The following is a 24,427-nucleotide window of genomic DNA, read 5'->3' as shown; positions in this document are numbered from 1 at the left end:
GTCATAAATCCCCGTTGTCAAGCAGCTTACCTTCGAAGTTGCGGATATTTAAAGACTAATTTCAATGGAGATTTTGACAAAAACAAAAAAAAGGGTCTATACATTCGGAGACAAAAATGCCGATGGAAGTAGCGAAATGAAGAATTTGCTCGGGGGAAAAGGAGCCAATTTGGCCGAAATGAGCAGGTTGGGAATTCCTGTGCCTCCGGGATTTACGATCACTACGGAAGTGTGTACGGAGTACAATGGCCAAGGTAGGGATATGGTGATTGGACTGCTTGAGGAAGAGGTGGCAGCTTCAATCCGGAAAATTGAAAAAAACATGGGGACGCAGTTCGGGGACAATGAGAACCCGCTATTGCTTTCGGTAAGATCGGGAGCCAGGGTATCCATGCCAGGGATGATGGATACGGTACTCAATTTGGGGTTGAATGACGATTCTGTAATTGGCCTGGCCAAGAAAACCAATAATGAACGCTTTGCCTGGGATTCCTATCGCCGGTTCATCCAAATGTACGGCAGCGTCGTGTTGGGTATGAAACCGGCGACCAAGGAAGATGAAGATCCATTTGAGGAAATAATAGACCATCTTAAGGAGAAAAGACGCATTGAGCACGACACACAGTTCACCGTGCAAGACCTTCAAGACCTTGTTTATGATTTTAAGGACAGTGTAAAAAAGAAAACCGGGCGCAACTTCCCAAATAACCCTTGGGAGCAGTTATGGGGAGCCGTCATGGCTGTTTTTGACAGCTGGAACGGCAATAGGGCAATATATTATCGAAAAATCAATGGAATACCCTCAGATTGGGGTACTGCTGTTAATGTGCAGGCTATGGTTTTTGGAAATATGGGTGATAATTCGGCTACAGGGGTATGCTTTACCCGTGATGCCGCCACCGGGTCCAACGAATTTAATGGCGAGTACCTGGTCAATGCCCAAGGCGAAGATGTGGTGGCTGGTGTGCGCACGCCCCAACAGATTACTAAATTGGGTTCAATCCGGTGGGCGGAACTGGCACAGACAGATGAGGATGAAAGACGTAAAAACTATCCCTCTTTGGAAGAAATCATGCCAAAGATCTACACGGAGTTGTTCAATTATCAAGAGGTGCTGGAAAAGCATTACAGGGATATGCAGGACATGGAGTTCACCATTCAGGATGGAAAACTCTGGATTCTCCAGACCCGAAACGGCAAACGTACAGGAGCGGCCATGGTCAAGATTGCTGTGGATTTATTGAGGGAAGGCCTTTTGAGTGAAAAAGAGGCCTTGCTAAAGATAGAGCCCAATAAATTGGATGAATTGTTACATCCCGTGTTTGACCCCAAGGCCTTGAAGAGAGCCCATGTGATTGCCCAGGGATTGCCAGCATCACCGGGAGCTGCCACTGGGCAGATTGTTTTTTTTGCGGATGAGGCCAAAAAATTCAAGAATTCAATCCTGGTTCGGATAGAGACCTCTCCCGAAGATCTTGAGGGAATGAACTTGGCAAAAGGTATTTTGACAGCTCGCGGAGGGATGACCTCCCATGCGGCAGTTGTTGCCAGGGGAATGGGAAAATGTTGTATTTCCGGTGCGGGCGCATTAAAGATTAATTACAAAAAAAGAACAATGACCGTTGATGGCAAAGTATACCACGAGGGCGATTGGATTTCCTTGAACGGTTCGACAGGCAATGTCCTGGAGGGAAAAGTGGCCACCATGGAACCGGAGCTTACTGGAGAATTTGCCGAAATTATGGCCTTGTCGGATAAGTTCAGGACCATGGAAGTTAGAGCGAATGCCGATAACCCAAAGGATGCAAAAATAGCTAAAAGCTTTGGCGCCACCGGTATTGGACTGGCAAGGACAGAGCACATGTTTTTTGAAGTGGACCGGATCAAGGCCATGAGGGAAATGATTTTGGCCAGCACGGTAAAAGGCAGAAAAGCAGCTTTGGAGGATTTGTTGCCCATGCAACGCAAAGATTTTGAGGAAATATTTGAGGTGATGAACGGTTTGCCGGTGACCATAAGGTTGTTGGACCCACCCTTGCACGAATTTGTCCCACACCAATTGGCGACGCAAAAGGAATTGGCAGAAGATCTTCATATTTCCTTGGGAGCTGTAAAATCCAAGGTGGCGGAACTTGAAGAGTTCAATCCCATGTTGGGCCATAGGGGATGTCGTCTTGGAAACACCTACCCCGAGATTACCGAGATGCAGACCCGGGCCATTTTGGAAGCAGCCCTAAGCTTAAAGCAAAAAGGAATTGCGGCCAAACCTGAAATTATGGTTCCTCTAGTAGGGACCGTTAGTGAATTTGTGGAACAAGAAAAGGTGATCAGGGAAACCGCCCAGCTTGTTTTTGAAGAATATGACGACAAGGTTGACTTTTCCATAGGCACCATGATAGAAGTGCCAAGGGCAGCATTGATCGCGGGCGAGATTGCCAATAGAGCCGAGTTTTTCTCATTTGGGACAAATGACCTAACCCAAATGACTTTCGGTTATTCAAGGGACGATGCCGGAAAGTTCCTGCCAATCTATTTGGAAAAAGGAATATTGGCCGCAGACCCTTTTGAAATTCTCGACCAAGAAGGAGTTGGACAACTTGTTGAAATGGGCACAAAAAGAGGCAGGGCGTCCAACAGTGATCTTAAAGTGGGAATCTGTGGTGAGCATGGAGGTGAACCAAGCTCTGTGGAGTTTTGTTACCAAACAGGAATCAATTATGTAAGCTGCTCACCCTTTAGGGTCCCCATTGCACGGATTGCCGCGGCACAGGCGGCAGTAAAATAGATGCCATAGTGAAAATCCATATTCACGAGAATGCCCTGGCCCCGGTAAAGCTTTTATTTCTGGGGTTGGGACATGTTCTTTTGCGAATGGAGTGAAAGATTCTTACCGTCAAAAACCGCATAAGTGAAATGGGAGATCCAATCCCCAAGATTGGTATAGGTTGATGTTTTGCTTAACTTGATTTCCATAGGCAGATGTCTGTGCCCAAAAATGAAATGGTCATAATGCCGGGTTTCCAATTTTCGTTTGGCATAAAGAACAAGCCATTCCTTGTCCTCGCCCATAAACTTTGCATCGGCCTCCCCAGAAATGATCTTATTGTTTACGGATAGATGCTTTCCCAGGCGCACGCCCAAATCGGGGTGCAACCACTTGAAAAACCATTGCGCAATGGGATTGGTGAAAACTTTTTTCATTCTTTTGAAACCTTTGTCGTCTGGACCTAGACCATCCCCATGACCAATGAAGAAAGAGGTATCATTGATCAAAAAATGCTGGGGTTCGTGGTAAACGGGGATATTCAGTTCTTCCTCAAAATAGCCGTTCATCCACAAATCATGGTTGCCCACAAAATAGGTTATCTGGATGCCGCTATCGGAGAGCTCGGCAAGTTTGCCAAGGGTACGGGTGAATCCTTTGGGGACAACTGTTTTGTACTCGAACCAAAAATCAAAAAGGTCTCCCATCAAAAAAATGGCCTGCGCATCATGTTTGATGGAATCCAGCCAGGCCACAAACTTCTTTTCCCGTGGCAAACTGTCCTTTTGGGTTGGTGCACCCAAATGGTTGTCACTGGCGAAGTAGACCTTTTTACCTTTTTGTAGGGAAATGACTTTCATTTATCTTTTAAAGCGCTTTCTATTGCGAATCCTGGTCAAAACGTACACCACAATGACCAACAGGGCCATTAGGGGAAAAACAAGGTCACTGTTAAAAAACGAAACTATTTCCATTGTTTATTTTTTAAACTTTGCCAATACTTTTTTTGTGGTCGGGGATAGGGCAAGTCGACCAGAAGCCTCCGCACGCTCCAGCAAAAGGGTGTCCCAATGGTCGGTTCCTTCCCAAAGTATGCGCTTCATCGCTGCGAGGGCGTCCGCATTATAGGAAGCCAATTTTTGAACATGAAACTCCAACTCCTTATCCATATCCGAAATGGAATCAAACACCTTGGAGAACAGCCCCTTTTCCCTGGCCCAATAGGCATTTTTCCACTCGGCGGGGTTCAAAGAAAGCTCTGCAAGAGCTGCTTTGCCCATTTTTCGTTCCACGGCGGGCGCAATCACCATGGGCGCAATACCTATGGAGACTTCAGAAAGTTTGATGCTGGCGGCTTCTGTGGCATACACATAGTCACATGCAGCGGCAAGGCCTACTCCGCCACCAACAGTTTTCCCCTGAACACGTCCTATAATTGGTTTGCTACATTTGCGCATGGCATTGATGACATGGGCAAACCCACTAAAAAAAGCTCTCCCATCCTCTATATTGGTAATGGCCACAAGCTCATCAAAGGAGGCCCCGGCGCAAAAGGCACGATCACCTTCCGATTTTAAAACGATTAACGAAATGGCATCGTTTTCGGACAATTTATAGAACTCCCTCGCCAAACGTTCCAACAGTTCGGAAACAAAGGAGTTACTGGCAGGATGTCCAAATTCCACCCAAGCCACGTGGTTCTCGATTTTAGTGTAAAGGCTTCCGTTGGGTCTGTCCGTGGGCATGTTCACAATTTAATATAGCTGCTAAATTAAGGGTTTTGGGCCAAGGGGATGATTTTTACCCTAAATTTCCAAACCAATGCCAAACCCCGGACCATCATCCAGACCACAAAGGCAATCCAAATGGCATGAAGCCCCAAACCAAAGTACTTGCCAAGGTAAAGAACGGGAACAAATCCCAAGAAGGTTGCCAAGAGCAATACATTCCGCAGGTATTTCATTTCGCCCATACCTTTAAAGAGACCATCAAAAACAAAAGCCATCGTATTTATTGGGAGACTGAGAATGACTATATAAAAAATATCATAGAATGTTTCCAGCACAAGGGTTTCATTGGAAAAAACACGTCCGATCGGGCGATAGAAAATGAATCCGGCCACCATCAATATGAAGCTTATGAAAAGGCCATACAACATTATTTTTTTGGCCAAATCGATAAGCCGAACAAAATCTTGGGCACCCAATAACTTTCCTCCCATACTATTGCCGGCTGCAGCATAGCCATCGATAAAGAAAGCCGCGAACAGCCAAAGATTAATGGCAATGGTATGCGCTCCAATATGGTGGTCGCCCAACACCGTCGCCTCGCGAACCGCGATCATAAGGGCAGCATTCAGGGCTAGGGTCCTTATAAAAAGGTGCAGGCTCATAAAAAGCAGTTGTTTTATCTCTTTGTTCAGTGGAAAAACCAATTTTAGGCTGATGTCCGTCTTTTTCACCAAAAGAATGCACACCAAGATGGCCATTACCCCTTGCGAGATCAAACTGGCCCAGGCGGCACCTTCCAAATAGAGGGCAGGGATAAACCCATCAATCCCATAGACCAGGACAAAATCCAATAAAATATTGAGTCCGGCCCCGATTATGGCGATTACCATGGGATAAAAGGTGTTCTGTAGTCCGCGAAAGATACCGAACACGGCAAAGGTGAACAGTGTCAACGGGAATCCCCAAACCCTAATGGAGTAGTAGGACACACAATACTCGAGGATTTTTCCGGAGGCTTCGAAAAGCTTAAAAATATCCTCAATGACGAAAATTGTGGATAGGAGCACAACGATACTGAGCAGTAGATTGAAAAATATTGCCTGCGCAGGGAGGTTTTTTACCTCGTTAAGCTTTCCAGCTCCCAGATATTGGGATATGATGGCTGAAATAGCACTTCGGGTCTGGCCCAACACCCAAATTAGCATGGACAAAAAAGAGCCCACAATACCGGCTGCGGCCAAAGATTCCAGGCCATCCACTGGAACATTACCCACAATGGCCGTGTCCGTAATGGAAAGGACAGGTTCCGCAATCCCCGAAATGGTGGCGGGAATGGCAAGGCGGTTAATTGATTTTAAACTGACTTCCGTGCTCAAAACCGATGCAAGGTAGTGCACTGGAGCATAATAAGGAAGGAGTTGTTCACTTTGTTCGCTCTAAAGATGGCGTCCACGGCCCACGCATGCTGGTAATATCCTTTATTTCGGGTATCTTTGCATGTCCTTTTATGGATTCGTTTTAATTATGTTGTAAATTTAATGGATAAACATAACCACCATAGAATGAATAATATACTAGTACCCATTGGAACTTCACCGGACTCATCCCTGACTCTTCAATATGCCATTGACTTTGCAGCGCAATTTGGTTCAAAGGTCTTTGTGATGGATGTGTTTTCGGTGACCTCAACCGTAGGAAGTCTGGCAAATGTTGAGAAAAAGGTGGCCAAAAGCAGCAAAGAGCATTTAATGGAAGTTATTGGACAGGTGGACACCAAAAATGTTGAAATAAAAATTGCCACCTACAATGGGGACATTATTGATGGGCTAACGGAAATTGACAGAGAGTTGGGGATAGATCTCATCATCATAGCACCGAGGAGCAACGACATTCAAGAGGAGTTGTATTTGGGAAATACCTCCGGCAGGATCATTAAAAAAACCAATATTGCCACCTTGATTGTACCCAAGGGCACCCAGTTTGCTCCCGTAAAGAAGATAATGACTGCTTTTGGCTCCGGTATTTTGAAAAGGCCACGGGCATTGAACCCGCTTATTGCCATCAAAAATAAATTCGATGCCACAATAGAATTGCTCTTGGTCAAAAGACCGGGATATTCTGAAGAGGACCTGCAGGTTAACACGGCCCTAATGGATATCAGCAGCCACCTGACCATTTCTGAGAATGCGACGACGTACCTCGGTGTCATGGAACACTATCAAAACCAACACCCCGATATGTTGTGCGTTTTTAGGAGGAAACGGGGCTTTTTCAAAAAACTTTGGGAAAAGAACACGGTCCTGAAGTCTGAGTTTTATGTTCCCATTCCCGTATTGGTCCTGAGTGTTAAAAAGGACTGAGGCAGGAACAACAAATTTTGATACTTTCGCAAAAAGTACTTCCTTTGCGCTCTCCGGGGGATTAGCTCAGTTGGCTAGAGCGCTTGCATGGCATGCAAGAGGCCACCGGTTCGAATCCGGTATTCTCCACAAGGCACCTCGGTTGAGGTGCTTTTTTTATGGACTTTATTTCACGAACTTTGATCTAAACGAGTACTTATGGATTTAAATGGGAAGGTTGCCTATATAACCGGAGGCACCAAGGGAATTGGCTTTGGAGTGGCAAAAAGTTTGCTGGAGCATGGAATGAAGGTGGCTATTAGTGGAAGAAATGAACTGGGCGTAAGCGATGCTGTCAAGCTACTGAAGAATGGTGAAAATGTATTGGGTTTAGCTTCCGATGTTGCTTGTTTGGAAGATGAAGAACGCGCCATTGCTTCCATTCTGAAGGCATGGGGACAGCTCGATGTGGTAATAGCCAATGCTGGTATAGGCCATTTTGCATCGGTGGATGAATTGAACAGCAATGATTGGCATGAGATGATAAACACAAATCTGAATGGCGTTTTCCATACCTTAAAAGCCTCGGTGGAGGCATTGAAGAAATCGGAGGGATACTATATGACAGTGGCCAGTTTGGCCGGGACCAATTTTTTTGCCCAGGGTGCGGGATACAATGCCACCAAGTTTGGTGTTGTTGGCTTTACCCAAGCCGCCATGTTGGACCTTAGAAAATACAATATTAAGGCTACTACCATTATGCCAGGTTCCGTCGCTACCCATTTTAACCAAAATGAGCCCTCTGAAAAGGATGCCTGGAAAATTCAACCTGAGGATATTGGGAAATTGGTGGTTGATCTATTGAAGATGCACCCGAGGACGTTGCCCAGTAAGGTAGAAGTGCGTCCAACGCGTCCGGACCTAAAGTGAACCCTCCTTTTTTTCAACAAGGGGTTTTTGCACATCACAGATTTCGAGTATAAGCGTCTTTAGATGATTTTCGAAGGTGGAAAGAACAGAGGGGTCGATAAGTGCATTATTCTGGTCTTTAAAGTACAGAAGCCCCTTACCCAATGTTTTAAACGCGTAAATACCGGCTTGGAGGACATCCTTTTGTTCATTTTTGCTATATAGATAGGCATAGCTCAGCAACTGGAAAGCTTTGCTTTTATCATAATTGGTGAGCAATTCTTCCCACTCCTTGATGGTAACATTTTTTGCCTCCACACGGCCCGTTTTGTAGTCAATTATTCGGGTTGTTCCATTAATTTCATCAATACGGTCCAATGTTCCTTTAAGAACTACCGGAAAATCCAATTCAGGGATGTGCAGTTTCATCTCATATTTTTTCTCAAGGGCAATCAGTTTGATGCTGTTGTTCTTGAGTTGGTCCTCCTCCAGCGCAATGAAGTTTCGCAGATATTTGGCCAAAACGTTATATACCAAAAAATAAGAACCTTTGGAGATATCTAGCCCGGGAAGGACTTTTTGGAAATTGTGCTTCAGTACATCCTCAATGTACAGATTTAGTTTGGTCACTTGTTCAACGGACACGGTCGTTCCCACCAGAGGTGTATATAAATCCTCCAAGCTGTTGTGCAAAATGGTTCCAAAAGTATTGGCCGCCATGTTTTCCTCAACTTCTTCCAGGTCATTGATTCTTAGTATGTTCCTGGTATAAAATTCGATGGGATTTTTTATATAGTTGGTCAAGGAGGTTGGCGAAAATCCCTTTCCGGCGAATGCTTTTATGTCTTCCAAAAGCAAACCGTGCTTTGAAATGTGTAGATCAGGGGATTCCTTCAGTTTTACTGCAGGGGTTGCGATAGTATGCGTCACATAAGGCTCAAGGTTTACATCCGAGAGCAATTGGGCCACCAATCTGCTTTTTTCCCCACCTTCCAAAACATCCGGTTCGGTGTTGTATGTAATGTATATATTCTTAGCCCTTTGAATTAGTCGATAGAAATGATATACAAAAATGGCATCTTTTTCCTTGTAGGTGGGGAGACCATAATCCCGTTTCACATCAAACGGAATAAAGGAACCGCCGGATTTTCCCGATGGGATAATGCCTTCGTTCACCGAGGTAATGATAACCGTGTCAAAATCCAGGTTTCTACTCTCCAGGACCCCCATGATCTGGAGCCCGTTCAAGGGCTCGCCGATAAAATCCAATGTTTCCATGGAAGCCAACTGTTTATAGAGACTCTTCAGGGATTTCATATCCAGTTTGACGTTCCCATCAAGTAGATATTGCCGTAGTTGGTTGAAGAGGGTGAAAAACCGGTATAGTCTTTCCAGCTCCAAAGCGCTTGACTGCTCTTGAAAAATGTACTTCAAGCGGGTGATGAGTTCAATACTGGAGTTGATCCAGCCTATGGGTGAAATCGCCTTTTTTGGAAAAATCTCTGGGACGAGATTATTTTCTTTGGCCAAATATGATAGGTTATCGCCGGAAACATAGACCCAGTTGTTTTGTTTAATGCGCTCAACAAGTTTTTGTGCAAAATCCAGAGCGTGGTTGCTGGAAAGTATTGCGGCGTATGGATTTGAAAGGAACTCCAGAACAGGTTTGTAGAAATAGCCGCGCTCGGACATGGACAAATGAAGCTCCAGGTAGTCATGGAAAAAGGAGAAAAGAACCGTTTTGTCCAAAGGCATCCCCATGGTAATGTTCACGTTGGCAATGTTTGATGGAACTGCTTTTAGCATGGGAGATAACAATGACTCGTCGGAAAGCACAACGGCAGTATTCTCAAGAACTGAAGTAGACTTGGATTGAATATCCTGTAAAAGTGAACCTACGTATTTTGTCTGGGAGATATTTTTGGGGATTCCCGTGATGGAGATTTTTTTAGCCAAGAGAAAGTTGTTTTGGGGTGTAATGCTGGATTTGTTCTTATAGTAGGGCCATTCATTTTGATATTTTCGGATAAAAAGCCCTGCATCATGAATTGGGTCATTGAAAAAATACGAATCAATGTCCCAGTAAATCAGCGCATTTTCAGAATCCAAAAAGTGTTGGATTATTTTTTCCTCTGCAGCACTCAACGCATTGAATCCGACAAAGACAAGCTTTTCGTCTTTTTTGGTATATCTGGATTCTTCCAGCTTTTGCAGCGCCGTTCGTTGAATCAACCCAGGATATCCCTTGCCTTTTTCCATGAGGGCCTTATTGAAATGACCATATATTGACTCGAGATTATTCCATAGTTGCAGATAGTCTTCAACAAGTTTGGTTTTCTGCTTATTTACGGCCCAATGGTCAATTTCTTTTATGGCCGACAAATAGTTAAGGATGTCAGTGGCAGGAATCAGGTGTGAGTCAATCTCATTAAAATCCTGAAGCAATATGTTTCCCCATTTTAAAAAGGAAGGGAAGTCATCTGGTTGAGAAGTGTCGGATTTTTTGTAAGCATTGTGGAGTTCCAGGAGTAAATCTACATTGGAAGTGGGCGACATGCTGGCAATGTCCGCAATAAAATCTTGAATGGACCATATCTCTGGGCTGAAAATGGTTCTACCCAGTTTAGCGGCAATGTACTTTTTTAGAAAGGTTCCTGAGCGTTTGCTAGGGAGGACAAAAGTACAGTTGGCCACATCTATTTTCTTGCTATGTAGATCCTCAACGATGAATTCCAGAAAACTCTCGGCCATATACTAAAAATAAAAAAGGCGCTACAATCGCAGCGCCTTTTTCAAAAGAAATGTTATTTCTTATTATTTAACCAAGTTGATTTCAACTCTTCTGTTTTGTGCTCTACCAGCTCTTGTGTTGTTTGTGGCGATAGGCTTGGCCTCACCATAACCAACTGCTGACAATCTGAACGCATCGATACCCTTGTCGACCAAGAAGTCTTTTACAGAAAGTGCGCGTGCTTCAGAGAGACGTTGATTGTTAGACTCGCTACCTACACTGTCAGTATGTCCTTCTACCGTGAACTTAGCATTAGGATACTCATTCAAGATTTGGATGATGTCAACCATTACTGAAGTAGACTCAGCTTTGATAGTGGCTTTACCAGTGTCGAACAAGATAGTTCTAGCGTAGTCGTTCAACTGCTTCTGAACTTCCTCGGTAACTTCTGGACAACCATTGTTGGCTACAGTACCTGCTACTTGAGGACACTGATCGTCTTTGTCAAGAACGCTGTCTCCATCACTGTCTGGCCATGGGCATCCATTGTTTTCAGCTGGACCAGCTTCGTTAGGACACTCATCATCCTTATCGGCAACACCGTCACCGTCAGCATCAGGGCATCCAGCCAATTCAGCAAGACCTGCTTCGTTTGGACAAGCATCGTCTTTGTCGGCAATACCGTCACCGTCAGCATCAGGACATCCGTTAAGTTCTTTTGAACCAGCTTCGTTTGGACAATCGTCCTTACCATCTTCGATACCATCACCGTCTGAATCAGGACAACCATTGAATGCTTCCAATCCAGCAACTTCTGGACAAGCATCGTCTTTGTCGTAGATTCCGTCACCATCAGTATCAGTACCTCCAAAACGAACGCTGATACCAGCCATGTGCTGGAAGTGTCTTATTAGGTAATCTTCAAAGGCATGCTTGTATTGGGTCTGTAAAGTAAGACCAATATTTTCTGAGAACCAGAAGTTTACACCAACACCTCCGTTGGCAGTTCCGGCACCAATGTTATCTACCCAGGTGTAACCCCCTCCGATTTCCACGAAAGGATCTACAGTGGTATTTTTTAGGAAATTATATTTAATGGTACCATCTATAGCGTAGTGAGAAAGGTCGTCAGCAACGGCATCACCCAATTTCTCAATTCTGTTGATAGAACCTCTGGCCCCTACAGAAAAACCATCTCCAATATATTTGGAAACGCCAACATAGGAAACAGACGGCAAGATATTCCAGTGATCGGAAACGTTGAAGTATTCGTCAAACAATGAAGTACTTGAGAAGGCATTGTTTGGATCGTTAGTTGGATAAGCATCAATCGCATTTATACCAAAACTGATCTGCCATGGATTATTCTCGTCTTGCGCTTGTATGTTGTTAAACCCTACGAAGACAAGGGCAACAACCAATAATTTGCTAAGATGTTTCATGCTCAAAATTTTAAGTTTAAGTGTTTATCAGCAGCAAATGTAAGTTGTTAAGACTTATTAACAAAATCAAACATTCTTTTTTTTTGATGCATTACATAGAACTTTTATAACCGTTAAACGATTTTTAACATTTTACCCACCTTAACAAAGGCCTCTATGGCTTGATCCAAGTGGTGTTTCTCGTGAGCGGCAGAGAGTTGGACACGAATCCTTGCCTTGTCCTTGGGCACTACGGGGTAGAAGAATCCGATGACATAAATTCCCTCCTCAAGCAACATATCCGCCATCTTTTGGGACATTTTGGCGTCGTAAAGCATCACAGGAACAATGGCGGAGTCCCCATCGATGATGTCGAACCCAGCATTTTTCATTCCTTTTTTAAAGTATGCCGTGTTTTGCTCCAGCTTATCCCGAAGGGATGTATCGTTTTGGAGCATTTCAAATACTTTGATGGACGCTCCGACTATGGCCGGTGCCAATGAGTTGGAGAAAAGGTAGGGGCGGGAACGCTGCCTGAGCATTTCAATGATTTCTTTTTTTCCGGTGGTATATCCACCCATGGCCCCGCCAAGTGCCTTGCCCAGTGTGCCCGTTATGATATCAATCCTGTTCATGACGCCCTTTTCTTCCAGGGTACCCCTGCCAGTCTCACCTATGAAACCGGCGGCATGGCATTCATCGATCATAACCATGGCATCGTATTTTTCAGCGAGGGCGCAGATTTTGTCCAACGGGGCCAAGAGCCCATCCATGGAAAACACCCCGTCGGTGACAATGATCTTGAAACGGGCTTGGTCCTGGACACTCTGTTTAAGCTGAGCCTCCAAATCGGCCATGTCGTTGTTCGCGTAGCGGTATCGTTTTGCTTTGCAAAGCCGAACACCATCTATAATGGATGCATGGTTAAGTGAATCCGAGATAATGGCATCCTCTGCGGTAAGCAACGGTTCGAACACCCCTCCATTGGCATCAAAGGCCGCTGCATATAATATGGTATCCTCCGTGCCATAAAAGTCTGCGATCTTTTGCTCCAATTCTTTATGGATATCCTGGGTGCCGCAGATAAAACGTACCGAGGACATCCCAAAGCCGTGGGAGTCCAATGTATCCTTTGCCGCTTGGATCACTTCGGGATGGGATGAAAGCCCCAAATAATTATTGGCGCAGAAATTGATGACCTCTTGGCCCGTTGAAATTTTTATGACCGCTCCTTGTGGGGAGGTAATCACCCTTTCTTTCTTAAAAAGCCCAGCTTCCCTAATGGTTTCCAACTCCTCGGCCAGGTGTTCCTTAATTTTTCCGTACATGGTAGTTCAGTTTAAACAAAAACAGGATTTATTTTTTCGTCAATATAAACAATAATGGCATTTTCTATTTCAAAATCCATTTCCTCTATTACTTCTTTATAATGAATAAGCTGGGCCTTGTGTTTTGGTATGGGACTTCCAGTTTTATAATCTATTATGGTGGCCCGGTTTCTGGAAATGGTTATCCTATCCGGTCGAAGGGAAACGCCGGTTCTGGTGAGGATTTCCCGTTCGTTCAATATTTGGACACCGGCGGAATAGTAGGCTTTTAGGTGGGGGTGGGTTACCACATCGAGAATCTTTTGTTTTATCTCCTCGGCAGAAGCTTGGGGCAGATCTCCGGAGTCCAACATCATTTTTATCACCTTTGGAATATCTTCCAAGGTATGTATCTGGCTCAGCGCAAAATGTATAAGGTTACCTTTTTCTATGGCCTCTAGCCTTTCATCGTCCCATAAGCGCCCGGTTTTTGTTGAAATCGCAAATTCAGAATCTCCTTTGCCCCTTGTTATGTATGTAATGTCCTGTTGAGACGTGGTTGACTTATCAGTTGTACCTAGATTTTGTGGAAATGCACCCAAAGTATAGATGAGATCTGCATTCTTTGGAACATCAACTTGCTGAACATACCATTGGAAAAGGTCAGAATAGGAGGACGCTTCATTAATGGAGGCCAAGGGTTTGGCCTCGTCCGTGAATATATAAAGTCCCATTACTGGCCGGGTTAGAGCCACATACAGCACATTCATGGCATCCAAAATCGACTTCTGCTCCTCATCAATATAGATTTGGGCCGCTTCTTCATCATAGGTCAACATGTCCCTGGTACTGTTGATCAGAAATTCCTCCAATCCCAGATCTATATCCTTATTGCTTGAGGGGGCCCATATCTTTTTCTTCTTTCTTTTATCATCCAAAAGTGTGTTGGCAAATGGGAATATCACAAATGGAAATTCAAGTCCTTTGGCCTTATGGATGGTCATGATGTTCACCGCATCAACACCTTCAGGAGCGGCAATGGACAGGGTCTCCTTTTTTACTTCCCAATAATTTAAAAAGGCATGCACACTGGGACCTTTTCTTTTTTCAATCTCAAGGGCCGTATCCATTAAGGATACAATATGGGCAGGGGCATCGTTGGCAAGCTTGAACTGCACTATGGCATTTTCCAGGATGGTAAGCACTGGATGCCCTTTTAGCGCGCCAATATTGAATCCGTGTTCCGAAGAAAGAAAATCAGCTATTTGGAACAGGTTTTTGGAAATGAATCCATGCCTATCGCTTTTATCTTGGCACAAGTACCTTAATATAAGGTATGCAGCTTCCAGATCCTGTTCGTTCTCAAAAACCCGGAGCACCGCAATTAAAAAAGCCACGTTTTCATTTTTGTTCAACAGTAGCGCATCCGACGAAATGATAGGCACATTGTTCTGGGCAAGGAAATTGGCCAAGAGCACTCCCTTTTTGTTGTCCCTGACCAACACGCAAATATCGGAATGGGTATAATCAGCCGAAACAATATAATTAATTGTGCTCAGAACCTTTTCGCAGTAAACGGCATCTTGGTTCTCCCCATTTTTTTCCAAAAAGGTGAGCTGCACAAAACCTCCAGGCTTATTGTTCGTTTTTTGGTGGGAATCCTTCAGAAATAGATTTCGGTAATCCTCATTTTCCAAAGTGGGCGCCACAGCGGCAAAAAAGGCATTGTTGAACCCCACGATCTCATCCAGACTTCTCCAGTTGGTATCTAGGGAGTGGACGGTGGGTGCCACCACAAAAGGATTGGTTCTGGTATTGATGAGATTTAAAAATTGTTCGGTCCTTCCTCCACGCCAACGGTAAATAGCTTGTTTTACATCGCCAACCAAAAAAAGTGAGCCCCGTTCGCTCCTTTCATTCTCACTTTCCAAGGCATTGCCGATGAGTGGGATCAAATTTTCCCATTGCATCCTCGAGGTGTCCTGGAATTCGTCAACAAAATAATGGCGATATTTTTCTCCCATGCGTTCATAAATAAAGGGCACGGGTTGGTTTTTTATTTCTTTCGAAAGGATGGTGTTAAAGGATGAAATGGGAGTGATATCCCTTTCCAACTCAATATTTTTGATCTCCTTGGCTATTTCGTTCAAAACCGTCATGGGAACGATATTGCCATACATGTTCTTGAGGTAGCTGTGGCGGTATATATATTTTTTGATGGATAGATACGCTGTAAGAATAGTGTTGGACAGGACAGAAACATCCCGGTTGTCATTGGCCTTTAGTATCTTGCCTTCTATCAAGTTGGGCTCAAGGGTTTTGCTGGTATAAAGCTCCCTCGGATTGAATTTTCCCTCCATTATTTTTTGAAAGTGGTTGGGGAGTGTTTTTCTCGGAAAATCCTCAAAATCAAAACCTTGTCCGCGAATCTCTTGTAGAACATTTGCTGCTTCGGCCCTTGCTTTCTGTTCCATCGCATCTATCTGGGACGCCAAATTTTTCTGGATTTCCCGAAAATCATCAATCGATTTGGAACGCAGTGCCTCAACATGGGCCGCATGGTTTTCCTGAAAGAGCAACTTTCCAATTTCCTTTAGATCAAAGGCAATGTTCCAGCTTTTGTCATCATCAATCTTTTCCAGTGAAAAGGCTATTAGTGCCTCTGTCAATTGCTGGTCCGTACCGGTTCGTTCCAACAGCCTTCCCACCGCTTCTTCCAACAGCAGGTCGGTGTCCAGTTCCACCTCAAAATTCTGTGAAAGGTGAAGGTCCCGGGCAAATGTCTTGATGATCTTGTGGTTGAACTTGTCAATGGTGGATATCTCAAAAAAGGAATAATTGTGTAGGATCAGCTTTAGCACGAGGTTTGCCCTTGCCCTCAACTGTTTCTCATCCATTCCGAGCTCCTCACAAAGCTGTAGAAACAAGGGAATCTGGTTTTTTGGTGTTGGATCGTTGCCAAAGGCATGGAGCTGATCCAAGATTCGGGTCTTCATCTCGCTCACGGCCTTGTTGGTAAATGTCATGGCCAAAATCTGCCTAAATCCCGAGGGAGAAGGATGGGAAAGCAATAGCTTGAGATATTGTTTGGCCAGGGCATATGTTTTTCCGGAACCGGCCGAGGCACTGAATATTTTAAAACAAGAATCTTCCAAAAAACTTTTTGATGCAAATTACGGATTCCCGAGCCTAACTTAACATGGATTTAGCGGAATATATGTGTTAAAACCCGTATTTTTACGGGAAGTAAATATTAACAATAAAACAATTGATCATGGCTTTTGAATTACCAAAATTACCTTATGCATACGATGCCCTAGAACCCCATGTTGACGCACGCACCATGGAAATTCACCATACAAAACACCACAACGGATATACCACAAATCTGAATGGGGCCATCGCAGGCACCGCTTTGGAGGGAAAGGATATCATGGAAATTCTATCCAATCTGGATATGTCCAATGCCGCTGTAAGGAACAATGGCGGAGGTTTTTACAACCATTCCCTTTTCTGGGAAGTGATGTCTCCCAATGGAGGGGAAACCCCCGGTGGAGACCTTGGTGATGCCATTAAAGCTTCCTTTGGCTCTTTTGATGGATTTAAAGAAAATTTCAGTAAGGCGGCTGCAACAAGATTTGGGTCGGGTTGGGCCTGGTTGTGCGTGCACAAAGGGGGCAAGCTGGAGATTTGCTCCACCCCTAACCAAGATAATCCCATAATGCCCGGAGTAGGTTGTGGCGGGCATCCCATTTTAGGACTTGATGTTTGGGAGCATGCCTATTACCTAAACTATCAAAACCGGAGACCGGATTATATTTCAGCGTTCTTCAATGTGATCAACTGGGATAAGGTGGCCGACAATTACAAGGCGGGCAGGTAGATATCTGGAATCCAAAAAAAAGAATGGCCGTTCACTATGTTGAACGGCTTTTTTTATTGCAAATGACAACAAAATAGAAAAGGGCGGGGAAGCCCCCACCCTTTTCGTCCCAAATCTTACCATAAACTTAACCTACTTATGCTATGGCGAGACTAAAATACTGGTATTGTGAGAAATAACAAAGGGTTTTGGGTAAATTTTTGATTTTTTGAAAAAAAATGGATTCGGTAGTTCTCCATTAAAATGGATAAATCCTTGGTATTCAAACATAAAGAAGGCGGAGTGATCTCCGCCTTCTTTCCCCAAATCTTACCATGAACTTAACCTACTTATGCTATGGTCCTCCAAATGTAGTGCAGAGGCCCCCTTTTGGAAAAAGCTTTTAGATGAAACCCTTTAATTTCGGATGAAATGCCATTATCGGTACTAACGCTAAATTCTTTAATGGAAATAAATAGTAATGGGTGGCTTGAGGCTAAGGAAAAATAAAAAAGGTGGAATAGCTTCCACCTTTTTTGCCCCAAATCTTACCATGAACTTAACCTACTTATGCTATGGCAACACTAAAGTAGGTTTGCGGATTGCCCAATGTACAAAAACCCGTTAATCTACTCGTTTCATCGATGAACTGCACAGATGGTATTCTTGCCCTTGCGGGTGCCTCAATAGGCTCTTTGGTTCTTGCCTTCGTAAAAGTTGATGAATGCCCTGTTGACTACCCGATTGCCCCCCGGGGTAGGGTAGTTGCCGGTAAAATACCAATCGCCCAAGTTGTTCGGGCATGCCTCATGCAGGCTCTCAATGCTTTGGTAAATGATGTCGACCTCCGCATTAATATCATCTGGACTCAGAATCTCTGCGATTTTTTTGGAAATCTGCTGGGCCGTAAATGGTTCATAAAATTCCTTTACGTAGTTTACCACGTCTTTATCCTTGGAATGTATCTGGGCCACACATTTTTCGTAGATGTTCTTAATTATCTCGGTAGTGCCATGATCTTGGTGTAGGGCTTGGGCCGCCTTGAAGGCAACAAAGTCCTCAAGTTTGGCCATATCTATCCCATAGCAGTCGGGGTACCGTATTTGAGGGGCCGAGGAAACCACTATTATTTTTTTAGGCGACAAGCGATCCAGGATTTTGAGAATGCTCTTTTTTAATGTCGTTCCCCGCACGATGCTGTCATCAATGATCACCAAATTATCGGTTTCTTTTACGGAACCGTACGAGATGTCGTAGACATGGGTAACCAAGTCATCGCGACTGCTATCTTGGGTAATAAAGGTGCGGAGCTTTGCATCCTTTATGGCCACTTTTTCAATGCGGGGCCGAACGTCCAATATTTCATGGAGTTCTTCTCGGGTAATCTTGGGCCCCATGGCCAAAATCTGTTCCTCCTTTCTTTTGTTGAGGTAGTTCTGCGCCTCTTTGACCATACCAAAAAATGAGGTCTCCGCAGTATTGGGAATATAGGAGAAAACGGTATTGACCAAATCGTGGTCTATGGACTTCAAGATCTGGGGAAACAACAACTTCCCCAACATCTTTCGTTCTTGATAGATTTCCTTATCACTTCCGCGTGAGAAGTAAATGCGCTCAAAAGAGCATGCCTTGCGTTCCGTGGGTTTTAGGATCTGCTGCAATTTGGTGGCGCCGTTCTTCTTGATGATAAGGGCGTGTCCAGGATCCAATTCGTGTACAGCTTCATATTTTACGTTGAATACCGTCTGGATTGCGGGCCTTTCGGAGGCTACCACCACAATTTCATCATCTTTATAATAATAGGCTGGGCGTATTCCCGCTGGATCTCTAACAACAAAGGCATCGCCGTGCCCCAACATGCCGCCCATGGTATAGCCACCATCCCAGTTTTTGGAGGCCTTTCTCAGAATTTTTCCAACATTCAGTCGTTCGGCTATCAAAGGTGAGGCCTCCCTTTTGTTATAGCCCTCTTTCTTTATTTGTTTGTATAGCTTGGCCACGGCATCATCCAAAAAATGCCCAATCTTCTCCATTACCGTAATGGTGTCCGCCATTTCCTTGGGATGTTGTCCCAGTTCCACCAGATTGCCAAAAAGCTCGTCAACATTGGTCATGTTAAAGTTTCCGGCAACAATAAGGTTACGGTGCATCCAGTTGTTTTGCCTTAAAAATGGATGAACGCTTTCTATGCTGTTCTTGCCAAAGGTACCATAGCGCACATGGCCCATAAGCAGTTCACCTATATAGGGGATGTTCTTTTTTTGCAACTGCACGTCATCGGCATAGTTGGGATTTTCGGTCATTGCCGTATTGATCCTGGCATTGATTTGATCAAAAATATCCTGTATGGGCTGTGGGTCCGCGGATCGCACACGGCTCATATATCGTTCCCCGGGGCTCATGTCGAGCTTTATACTGGCAAAACCTGCACCATCCTGTCCGCGATTGTGCTGTTTTTCCATCATCAGGTACATTTTGTTCACCCCATAAAAAGCCGTACCATACTTTTCTTTATAGTATTCAAGGGGTTTAAGCAAACGGATCAATGATATCCCGCATTCGTGCTTGATGGCGTCACTCATAACAAAACTAAAATAAAAAGCCCCGACAGTGTCCAGGGCATATTTAGTTCAATTCAATATTGAATTGAGTCAATTCTTTAAACTGCATTAGCCTATTCTCCACCTCATGCCTCTGTAGTTCCAACATTCGTTCAGTGCCAAAACGTTCCACACAGAAGGAGGCGAGGTTCGACCCTTGTATAATGGCGTTCTTCATATTTTCAAAGGAGATGTTCCTTGCTTCCGCTAGATAACCGGAAAACCCACCAGCAAAAGTATCCCCCGCCCCTGTGGGATCGAAAACTTCTTCCAAAGGAAGTGCCGGGGCAAAGAAGATATGTTCTTCATGAAACAATAGCGCACCGTGCTCCCCCTTTTTTATGACCACATACTTGGGCCCCATTTCCTGGATTTTGGCAGCGGCCTTTACCAAGGAATATTCCTGGGTCATTTGACGGGCCTCTGCATCATTGATGGCAATCACATCTATTTTTTGAATCACGGCCATTAACTCATCCCAGGTGTTGTCCATCCAATAGTTCATGGTATCCAAAATGGTCAACTTTGGTCGTTTTTCCATCTGGTTAATTACACTCATCTGGATATTCGGATGCAGATTGCCCAGCATCACCACATCGGCATCCATGAAACCATTTGGGACAATGGGGTTAAAATTGGCCAGGGTGTTCAATTCTGTGACCAAAGTGTCCCTTGAGTTCAGGTCGTTGTGATATTTACCTTTCCAGTAAAAGGTCTTTCCGCCTTTTATGATCTCAATACCAGAAATATCAATGTTCCTATCCTCGAGCAGATCCAAATAGGATTTGGGAAAATCGTCACCGACCACAGACACGATTGCAGACTTTACCTTAAACTGGGAAGCGGCCAATCCGATGAAGGTGGCAGCACCTCCCAAAATTTTCCCCGTTTTTCCAAACGGTGTTTCAATGGCATCAAAAGCAACGCTTCCAACGATCAGCAATTTGCCCATTCACAAAAATTTTGTGCAAATATACGGTTTAGCAATTCCATTTCGCACAACGTGGGGTTCAATTGCAAAAATTTGGGAATTTGCTTGCCGGGAGATTTTATTTTCGTCCAAAATCAGCGGGAATCTCCCCCCACGCCTTGGTCTCCCATTTTACAATGGGGGTGGTGTAGCGATTTTTTTTCAACCAGTCCTCAGCGCGCGCAACAAGTTCAAAAAGTGCTTGGTTTTTAGAATTTTTTTTCAGTTTGGTACCGCACTTGCCCTTTCGCACCCATCCTATCGCGATTCGCGAATCGGAATACAGGACACGATTGCTTTTTTGTTTTTTTAAGAACGCCAAGCCATGCACCAAGGCCAAAAACTCGCCGATGTTGTTGGTGCCCTCCGGAAATGGCCCCTGTTTGAATAGGACCCTTTTTGTTTTGGTATCCACACCCTGGTATTCCATTTTTCCGGGATTTCCACTGGAGGCTGCGTCAACGGCAATGGAATTGTAGTTGGGGTCGCCAATCTTCAGAAGTGCTTCCGGCGACAACTCTTCCTTTCCCTTGGATTTTCCTTTATATTCCAGATAGTTACCGTTGAAGGCCTTTTTTGCCTCGGCAAATGTGGAAAAAGACTTGTATTGGGCTCCCTTGAAACCTTCAATTTGGGCTTTGCAGTCATCCCAAGACTCATAAATTCCAGGCCGTTTGCCCTTCCAGACCACATAGAATTTAGCTTTCTTTGCCATGCTCCAGCACTATTTTTTCGATCACTTTCGGAAAATGCTCATATTCCAGTTGGTGCACTTTTTGGGCAATGTTGCCAACGGTATCGTTGGGAGTTATTGAAGTTTTGGCCTGATGGATGATTGCGCCCTCGTCGTAATTTTTATTGACATAATGGATGGTAATGCCCGTTTCGGATTCGGAATTGTCCTTTACGGCCCTGTGCACATGGTCTCCGTACATCCCCTTTCCTCCATATTTGGGAAGCAGCGCGGGGTGTATGTTTATTATTTTATTGGGAAAGGCCTGGATCAAATGGGAAGGTATTTTCCAAAGGAACCCGGCAAGAACGATAAGATCTGGAGTCAAACCCTTAAGCAACCGAAGCAATACATCCGATCCTGAAAACGCCTTTTTGTTGAAGTAAAGGGCCGGCACCTCCAACCTTGCGCATCGCTCCAATACCTTTGCGTCTTTACGGTTGGTTAGCACAGCGACAATTTCCACTTCCGGATTTGAGCTAAAATGGGTGATGATGTTTTCCGCATTGGACCCACTGCCAGATGCAAGGATGACAATTCGTTTCATGGGAAAGGAAAAGCTTCGTTCTACGACCTAAATTTGTAGGCTAAAGTAATGCTCTCAACCGTATGATGTTTAATTTGAGGCACATTTTAACGACAAATGGTGTATTTAAACCAAAGTTTTATATTTTTGCCAACGATTAAATTTTTAAAACCAAATAATTATGTCAGACATTGCATCAAGAGTAAAGGCAATCATCGTTGATAAACTGGGTGTTGATGAAAATGAAGTTGTTGCTGAGGCAAGCTTTACCAACGATTTAGGGGCGGATTCCTTGGACACTGTTGAGCTTATCATGGAGTTTGAGAAAGAGTTCGATATCCAAATCCCTGATGATCAGGCGGAAAACATTGCAACTGTTGGCCAGGCCATTAGCTATATAGAAGAAGCGAAGTAATTTTATGATAATTTATTAAAGACTATAAATTATCCATGTGATGATGGTCGCATGGATAATTTTTTTTATAAATTAGGTTCAAAAGGGTAAAATTTTAGTTCAATGCAGTTAAAGCGAGTAGTGGTTACCGGTATGGGTGCGCTAACACCCATCGGCAATAATTTGGAAGCTTATTGGGAAGGACTGCGGAGCGGAAAGAGTGGCTCTGCCCCAATTACCTATTTTGATACGGAAAAGTTCAAGACAAAATTCGCCTGCGAGCTCAAGGGATATGACCCCAGTGATTTCTTTGACAGGAAAGAAGCCAGAAAACTTGACAGATTCACCCAATATGCCCTTATATCTTCCGATGAGGCCATTGCCGATTCCGGTTTGGACCTCGACACTGTAGATAAATTCCGCGTAGGTGTTGTTTGGGGAGCTGGAATAGGGGGTCTGGAGACTTTTCAAAATGAAATGATCGGCTATGCCCAGGGAGATGGAACACCAAGGTTCAACCCTTTCTTCATCCCCAAAATGATAGCGGATATAGCCCCAGGCAATATTTCCATCAAGCATGGATTTATGGGACCCAACTACACCACGGTTTCTGCCTGTGCCTCTTCGGCAAACGCATTGATAGATGCTCTCAACTATATTCGATTGGGCCATTGCGACGTGATTGTCACCGGAGGAAGTGAAGCCGCAGTGACCATAGCCGGAATGGGTGGGTTCAATGCCATGCACGCCCTTTCCACAAGAAATGATAGCCCTGAAACAGCATCACGGCCCTTTGATGCAACCCGCGACGGTTTTGTATTGGGAGAAGGTGCCGGTGCCATTATATTGGAAGAATATGAGCACGCCAAGGCCAGGGGAGCAAAAATCTATGCCGAGGTGGCCGGGGGAGGCCTCTCGAGTGATGCTTATCATATGACCGCACCGCATCCGGATGGTATTGGAGTGGTGAAGGTGATGGAGAACTGTCTTGAAAATGCAGGTATGAAACCGGAAGACGTGGATGCGATAAACACACACGGTACGTCGACACCTTTGGGAGATGTGGCCGAGCTTAAGGCCATATCGCAGGTTTTTGGCAAGCATGCCTCCAACATCAATATTAATTCCACAAAATCCATGACCGGGCATTTGCTCGGGGCGGCAGGCGCCATTGAGGCCATAGCCTCCATTTTGGCAATGCACCATAGTATTGTGCCCCCGACCATAAACCATAGCGTGGTGGACAATGAAATAGACCCCACCCTAAATCTTACGCTGAACAAGGCACAGGATCGGGAGGTCAATGTGGCCATGAGCAATACCTTTGGTTTTGGCGGACACAACGCCTGCATACTGTTCAAAAAAATAGGGTAGTTTTGTAGCTATGAAGCTCACCTCAAAAATATTCAATTCCCATCCTAAAAAGGATGGGGATTTTTTTTTGGGGATGAAGAAAATCTTGGGGTTCAGGCCAAAGAATCTTAACATCTACAAAAAGGCCTTTCTGCATCGCTCCGTGAACAAGAAAGATTCCAATGGGAATCCGATGAACTATGAAAGGCTGGAGTTTTTGGGCGATGCCATGCTGGGGACCATAATTTCAAAACATTTGTACAACGAAGTTCCGGAGGGCGATGAGGGATATCTCACCAAAATGCGCTCAAAGGTGGTCAGCCGAAAACATCTTAACGAACTTGGAAAGGATTTAGGCCTGCTGCGTTATGTGGAAAGCCGGATTCCCAAGTCGCATTTTGGAGAGAACATCCATGGCAATGTGTTTGAAGCGTTGATTGGCGCCATCTATCTGGATAGGGGATACAGCTACTGTGAAAAATTCATCAACCAAAGGGTCATAGAGCCCTATGTGGACATAGAACAATTGGAGGGCAAGGTAATCAGTTACAAAAGTTTGCTGATTGAATGGTGCCAAAAGCAGAAAAAGACCTTCAACTATACGGTGTATGAGGATACCGGCAAGGACGAGCTAAAACATTTTGCGGTCAAATTGACCATTGGGGAGCGGTTAATGGCAAAGGCAAGGGCGACTTCCAAGAAAAAGGCCGAGGAAAAGGCTTCCAAAAGAGCTTACTTCGCACTCCAGAACCGAATAGAGAATCAATAGCCCCAAAAAAGCACAGACT

Annotated in this window: 18 protein-coding genes and 1 tRNA gene; 8 read left to right on the top strand and 11 right to left on the bottom strand. The window is 44.5% G+C overall.

Annotated features, from left to right (window positions below; all coding sequences use genetic code 11):
• Positions 1–64 precede the first annotated feature (64 nt).
• A complete protein-coding gene (gene ppdK, locus K7G75_RS02260) occupies positions 65–2,785 on the top strand; it encodes a pyruvate, phosphate dikinase (protein ID WP_222982332.1) in 2,721 nt (906 codons plus the stop codon).
• A gap of 53 nt (positions 2,786–2,838) precedes the next feature.
• Here ppdK and K7G75_RS02255 read toward each other — a convergent pair whose 3' ends face one another.
• The 3 genes from K7G75_RS02255 to K7G75_RS02245 form a co-directional block, all read right to left on the bottom strand.
• On the bottom strand, positions 2,839–3,624 hold the full coding sequence (locus tag K7G75_RS02255) for a UDP-2,3-diacylglucosamine diphosphatase (RefSeq protein WP_222982330.1): 786 nt from the start codon (positions 3,622–3,624) through the stop codon (positions 2,839–2,841).
• 117 nt (positions 3,625–3,741) lie between these two features.
• Positions 3,742–4,509 carry an enoyl-CoA hydratase/isomerase family protein gene (locus K7G75_RS02250; protein ID WP_222982328.1) on the bottom strand — a complete coding sequence of 256 codons (768 nt, stop codon included), beginning with the start codon at positions 4,507–4,509 and terminating at the stop codon, positions 3,742–3,744.
• 26 nt (positions 4,510–4,535) lie between these two features.
• Positions 4,536–5,870 (bottom strand): MATE family efflux transporter, encoded by a 1,335-nt coding sequence (locus tag K7G75_RS02245; protein WP_222983437.1) that lies wholly within the window; start codon positions 5,868–5,870, stop codon positions 4,536–4,538.
• A 186-nt stretch (positions 5,871–6,056) separates the two neighbouring features.
• On the opposite strand from K7G75_RS02245, the gene K7G75_RS02240 reads away from it, so the two are divergent.
• The 3 genes from K7G75_RS02240 to K7G75_RS02230 all read left to right on the top strand — a co-directional run bounded on the left by K7G75_RS02240 (position 6,057) and on the right by K7G75_RS02230 (position 7,763).
• The gene (locus K7G75_RS02240; RefSeq protein ID WP_222982326.1) at positions 6,057–6,854 is read left to right on the top strand and encodes a universal stress protein; all 798 of its coding nucleotides are present in this window, start codon (positions 6,057–6,059) and stop codon (positions 6,852–6,854) included.
• Between the two features lie 55 nt (positions 6,855–6,909).
• Positions 6,910–6,983: transfer RNA gene (locus K7G75_RS02235), tRNA-Ala, on the top strand.
• A gap of 69 nt (positions 6,984–7,052) precedes the next feature.
• Complete coding sequence (locus tag K7G75_RS02230) at positions 7,053–7,763, top strand: SDR family oxidoreductase (protein ID WP_222982324.1); 711 nt, start codon at positions 7,053–7,055, stop codon at positions 7,761–7,763.
• On the opposite strand, the gene K7G75_RS02225 is transcribed toward K7G75_RS02230, so the two are convergent.
• From K7G75_RS02225 to K7G75_RS02210, 4 genes are all read right to left on the bottom strand, one after another.
• Positions 7,755–10,493 carry a PD-(D/E)XK nuclease family protein gene (locus tag K7G75_RS02225; protein ID WP_222982322.1) on the bottom strand — a complete coding sequence of 913 codons (2,739 nt, stop codon included), beginning with the start codon at positions 10,491–10,493 and terminating at the stop codon, positions 7,755–7,757. The two genes, K7G75_RS02230 and K7G75_RS02225, sit on opposite strands and share 9 nt — an antisense overlap.
• Positions 10,494–10,556: 63 nt before the next feature.
• A complete protein-coding gene (locus K7G75_RS02220; RefSeq protein WP_222982320.1) occupies positions 10,557–11,915 on the bottom strand; it encodes an OmpA family protein in 1,359 nt (452 codons plus the stop codon).
• Positions 11,916–12,028: 113 nt separating this feature from the next.
• A complete protein-coding gene (gene kbl / locus K7G75_RS02215; RefSeq protein WP_222982319.1) occupies positions 12,029–13,222 on the bottom strand; it encodes a glycine C-acetyltransferase in 1,194 nt (397 codons plus the stop codon).
• Between the two features lie 11 nt (positions 13,223–13,233).
• On the bottom strand, positions 13,234–16,356 hold the full coding sequence (locus K7G75_RS02210; RefSeq protein ID WP_222982317.1) for a UvrD-helicase domain-containing protein: 3,123 nt from the start codon (positions 16,354–16,356) through the stop codon (positions 13,234–13,236).
• 119 nt (positions 16,357–16,475) lie between these two features.
• Between K7G75_RS02210 and K7G75_RS02205 the strand changes: the two genes are divergently transcribed.
• On the top strand, positions 16,476–17,084 hold the full coding sequence (locus K7G75_RS02205; RefSeq protein ID WP_222982315.1) for a superoxide dismutase: 609 nt from the start codon (positions 16,476–16,478) through the stop codon (positions 17,082–17,084).
• A gap of 662 nt (positions 17,085–17,746) precedes the next feature.
• Here the strand turns inward: K7G75_RS02205 and K7G75_RS02200 are convergent.
• The 4 genes from K7G75_RS02200 to purN all read right to left on the bottom strand — a co-directional run bounded on the left by K7G75_RS02200 (position 17,747) and on the right by purN (position 21,913).
• Positions 17,747–19,645 (bottom strand): amidophosphoribosyltransferase, encoded by a 1,899-nt coding sequence (locus tag K7G75_RS02200; protein ID WP_222982313.1) that lies wholly within the window; start codon positions 19,643–19,645, stop codon positions 17,747–17,749.
• Positions 19,646–19,688: 43 nt separating this feature from the next.
• Positions 19,689–20,615 (bottom strand): PfkB family carbohydrate kinase, encoded by a 927-nt coding sequence (locus tag K7G75_RS02195; RefSeq protein ID WP_222982305.1) that lies wholly within the window; start codon positions 20,613–20,615, stop codon positions 19,689–19,691.
• Positions 20,616–20,712: 97 nt separating this feature from the next.
• The gene (locus K7G75_RS02190) at positions 20,713–21,348 is read right to left on the bottom strand and encodes a ribonuclease H1 domain-containing protein (RefSeq protein ID WP_222982303.1); all 636 of its coding nucleotides are present in this window, start codon (positions 21,346–21,348) and stop codon (positions 20,713–20,715) included.
• Positions 21,332–21,913, bottom strand: coding sequence for a phosphoribosylglycinamide formyltransferase (gene purN / locus K7G75_RS02185; protein WP_222982301.1), 582 nt, complete (start codon positions 21,911–21,913; stop codon positions 21,332–21,334). Before purN ends, K7G75_RS02190 begins: the two co-directional genes overlap by 17 nt.
• 160 nt (positions 21,914–22,073) lie before the next feature.
• Here purN and K7G75_RS02180 point away from each other — a divergent pair, with 160 nt between their 5' ends.
• The 3 genes from K7G75_RS02180 to rnc all read left to right on the top strand — a co-directional run bounded on the left by K7G75_RS02180 (position 22,074) and on the right by rnc (position 24,408).
• The gene (locus K7G75_RS02180) at positions 22,074–22,307 is read left to right on the top strand and encodes an acyl carrier protein (protein ID WP_009778413.1); all 234 of its coding nucleotides are present in this window, start codon (positions 22,074–22,076) and stop codon (positions 22,305–22,307) included.
• A 102-nt stretch (positions 22,308–22,409) separates the two neighbouring features.
• Positions 22,410–23,660: a beta-ketoacyl-ACP synthase II gene (fabF, locus tag K7G75_RS02175; RefSeq protein WP_222982300.1), complete on the top strand. Its 1,251-nt coding sequence runs from the start codon at positions 22,410–22,412 to the stop codon at positions 23,658–23,660.
• A 10-nt stretch (positions 23,661–23,670) separates the two neighbouring features.
• Complete coding sequence (gene rnc / locus K7G75_RS02170) at positions 23,671–24,408, top strand: ribonuclease III (RefSeq protein WP_222982299.1); 738 nt, start codon at positions 23,671–23,673, stop codon at positions 24,406–24,408.
• Positions 24,409–24,427: the final 19 nt, after the last annotated feature.

The sequence above is a fragment of the Flagellimonas meishanensis genome, assembly GCF_019880545.1.
GTDB classification, from domain to species: Bacteria; Bacteroidota; Bacteroidia; order Flavobacteriales; family Flavobacteriaceae; genus Flagellimonas; species Flagellimonas meishanensis.
This window is presented reverse-complemented; position numbering and strand designations above follow the sequence as displayed.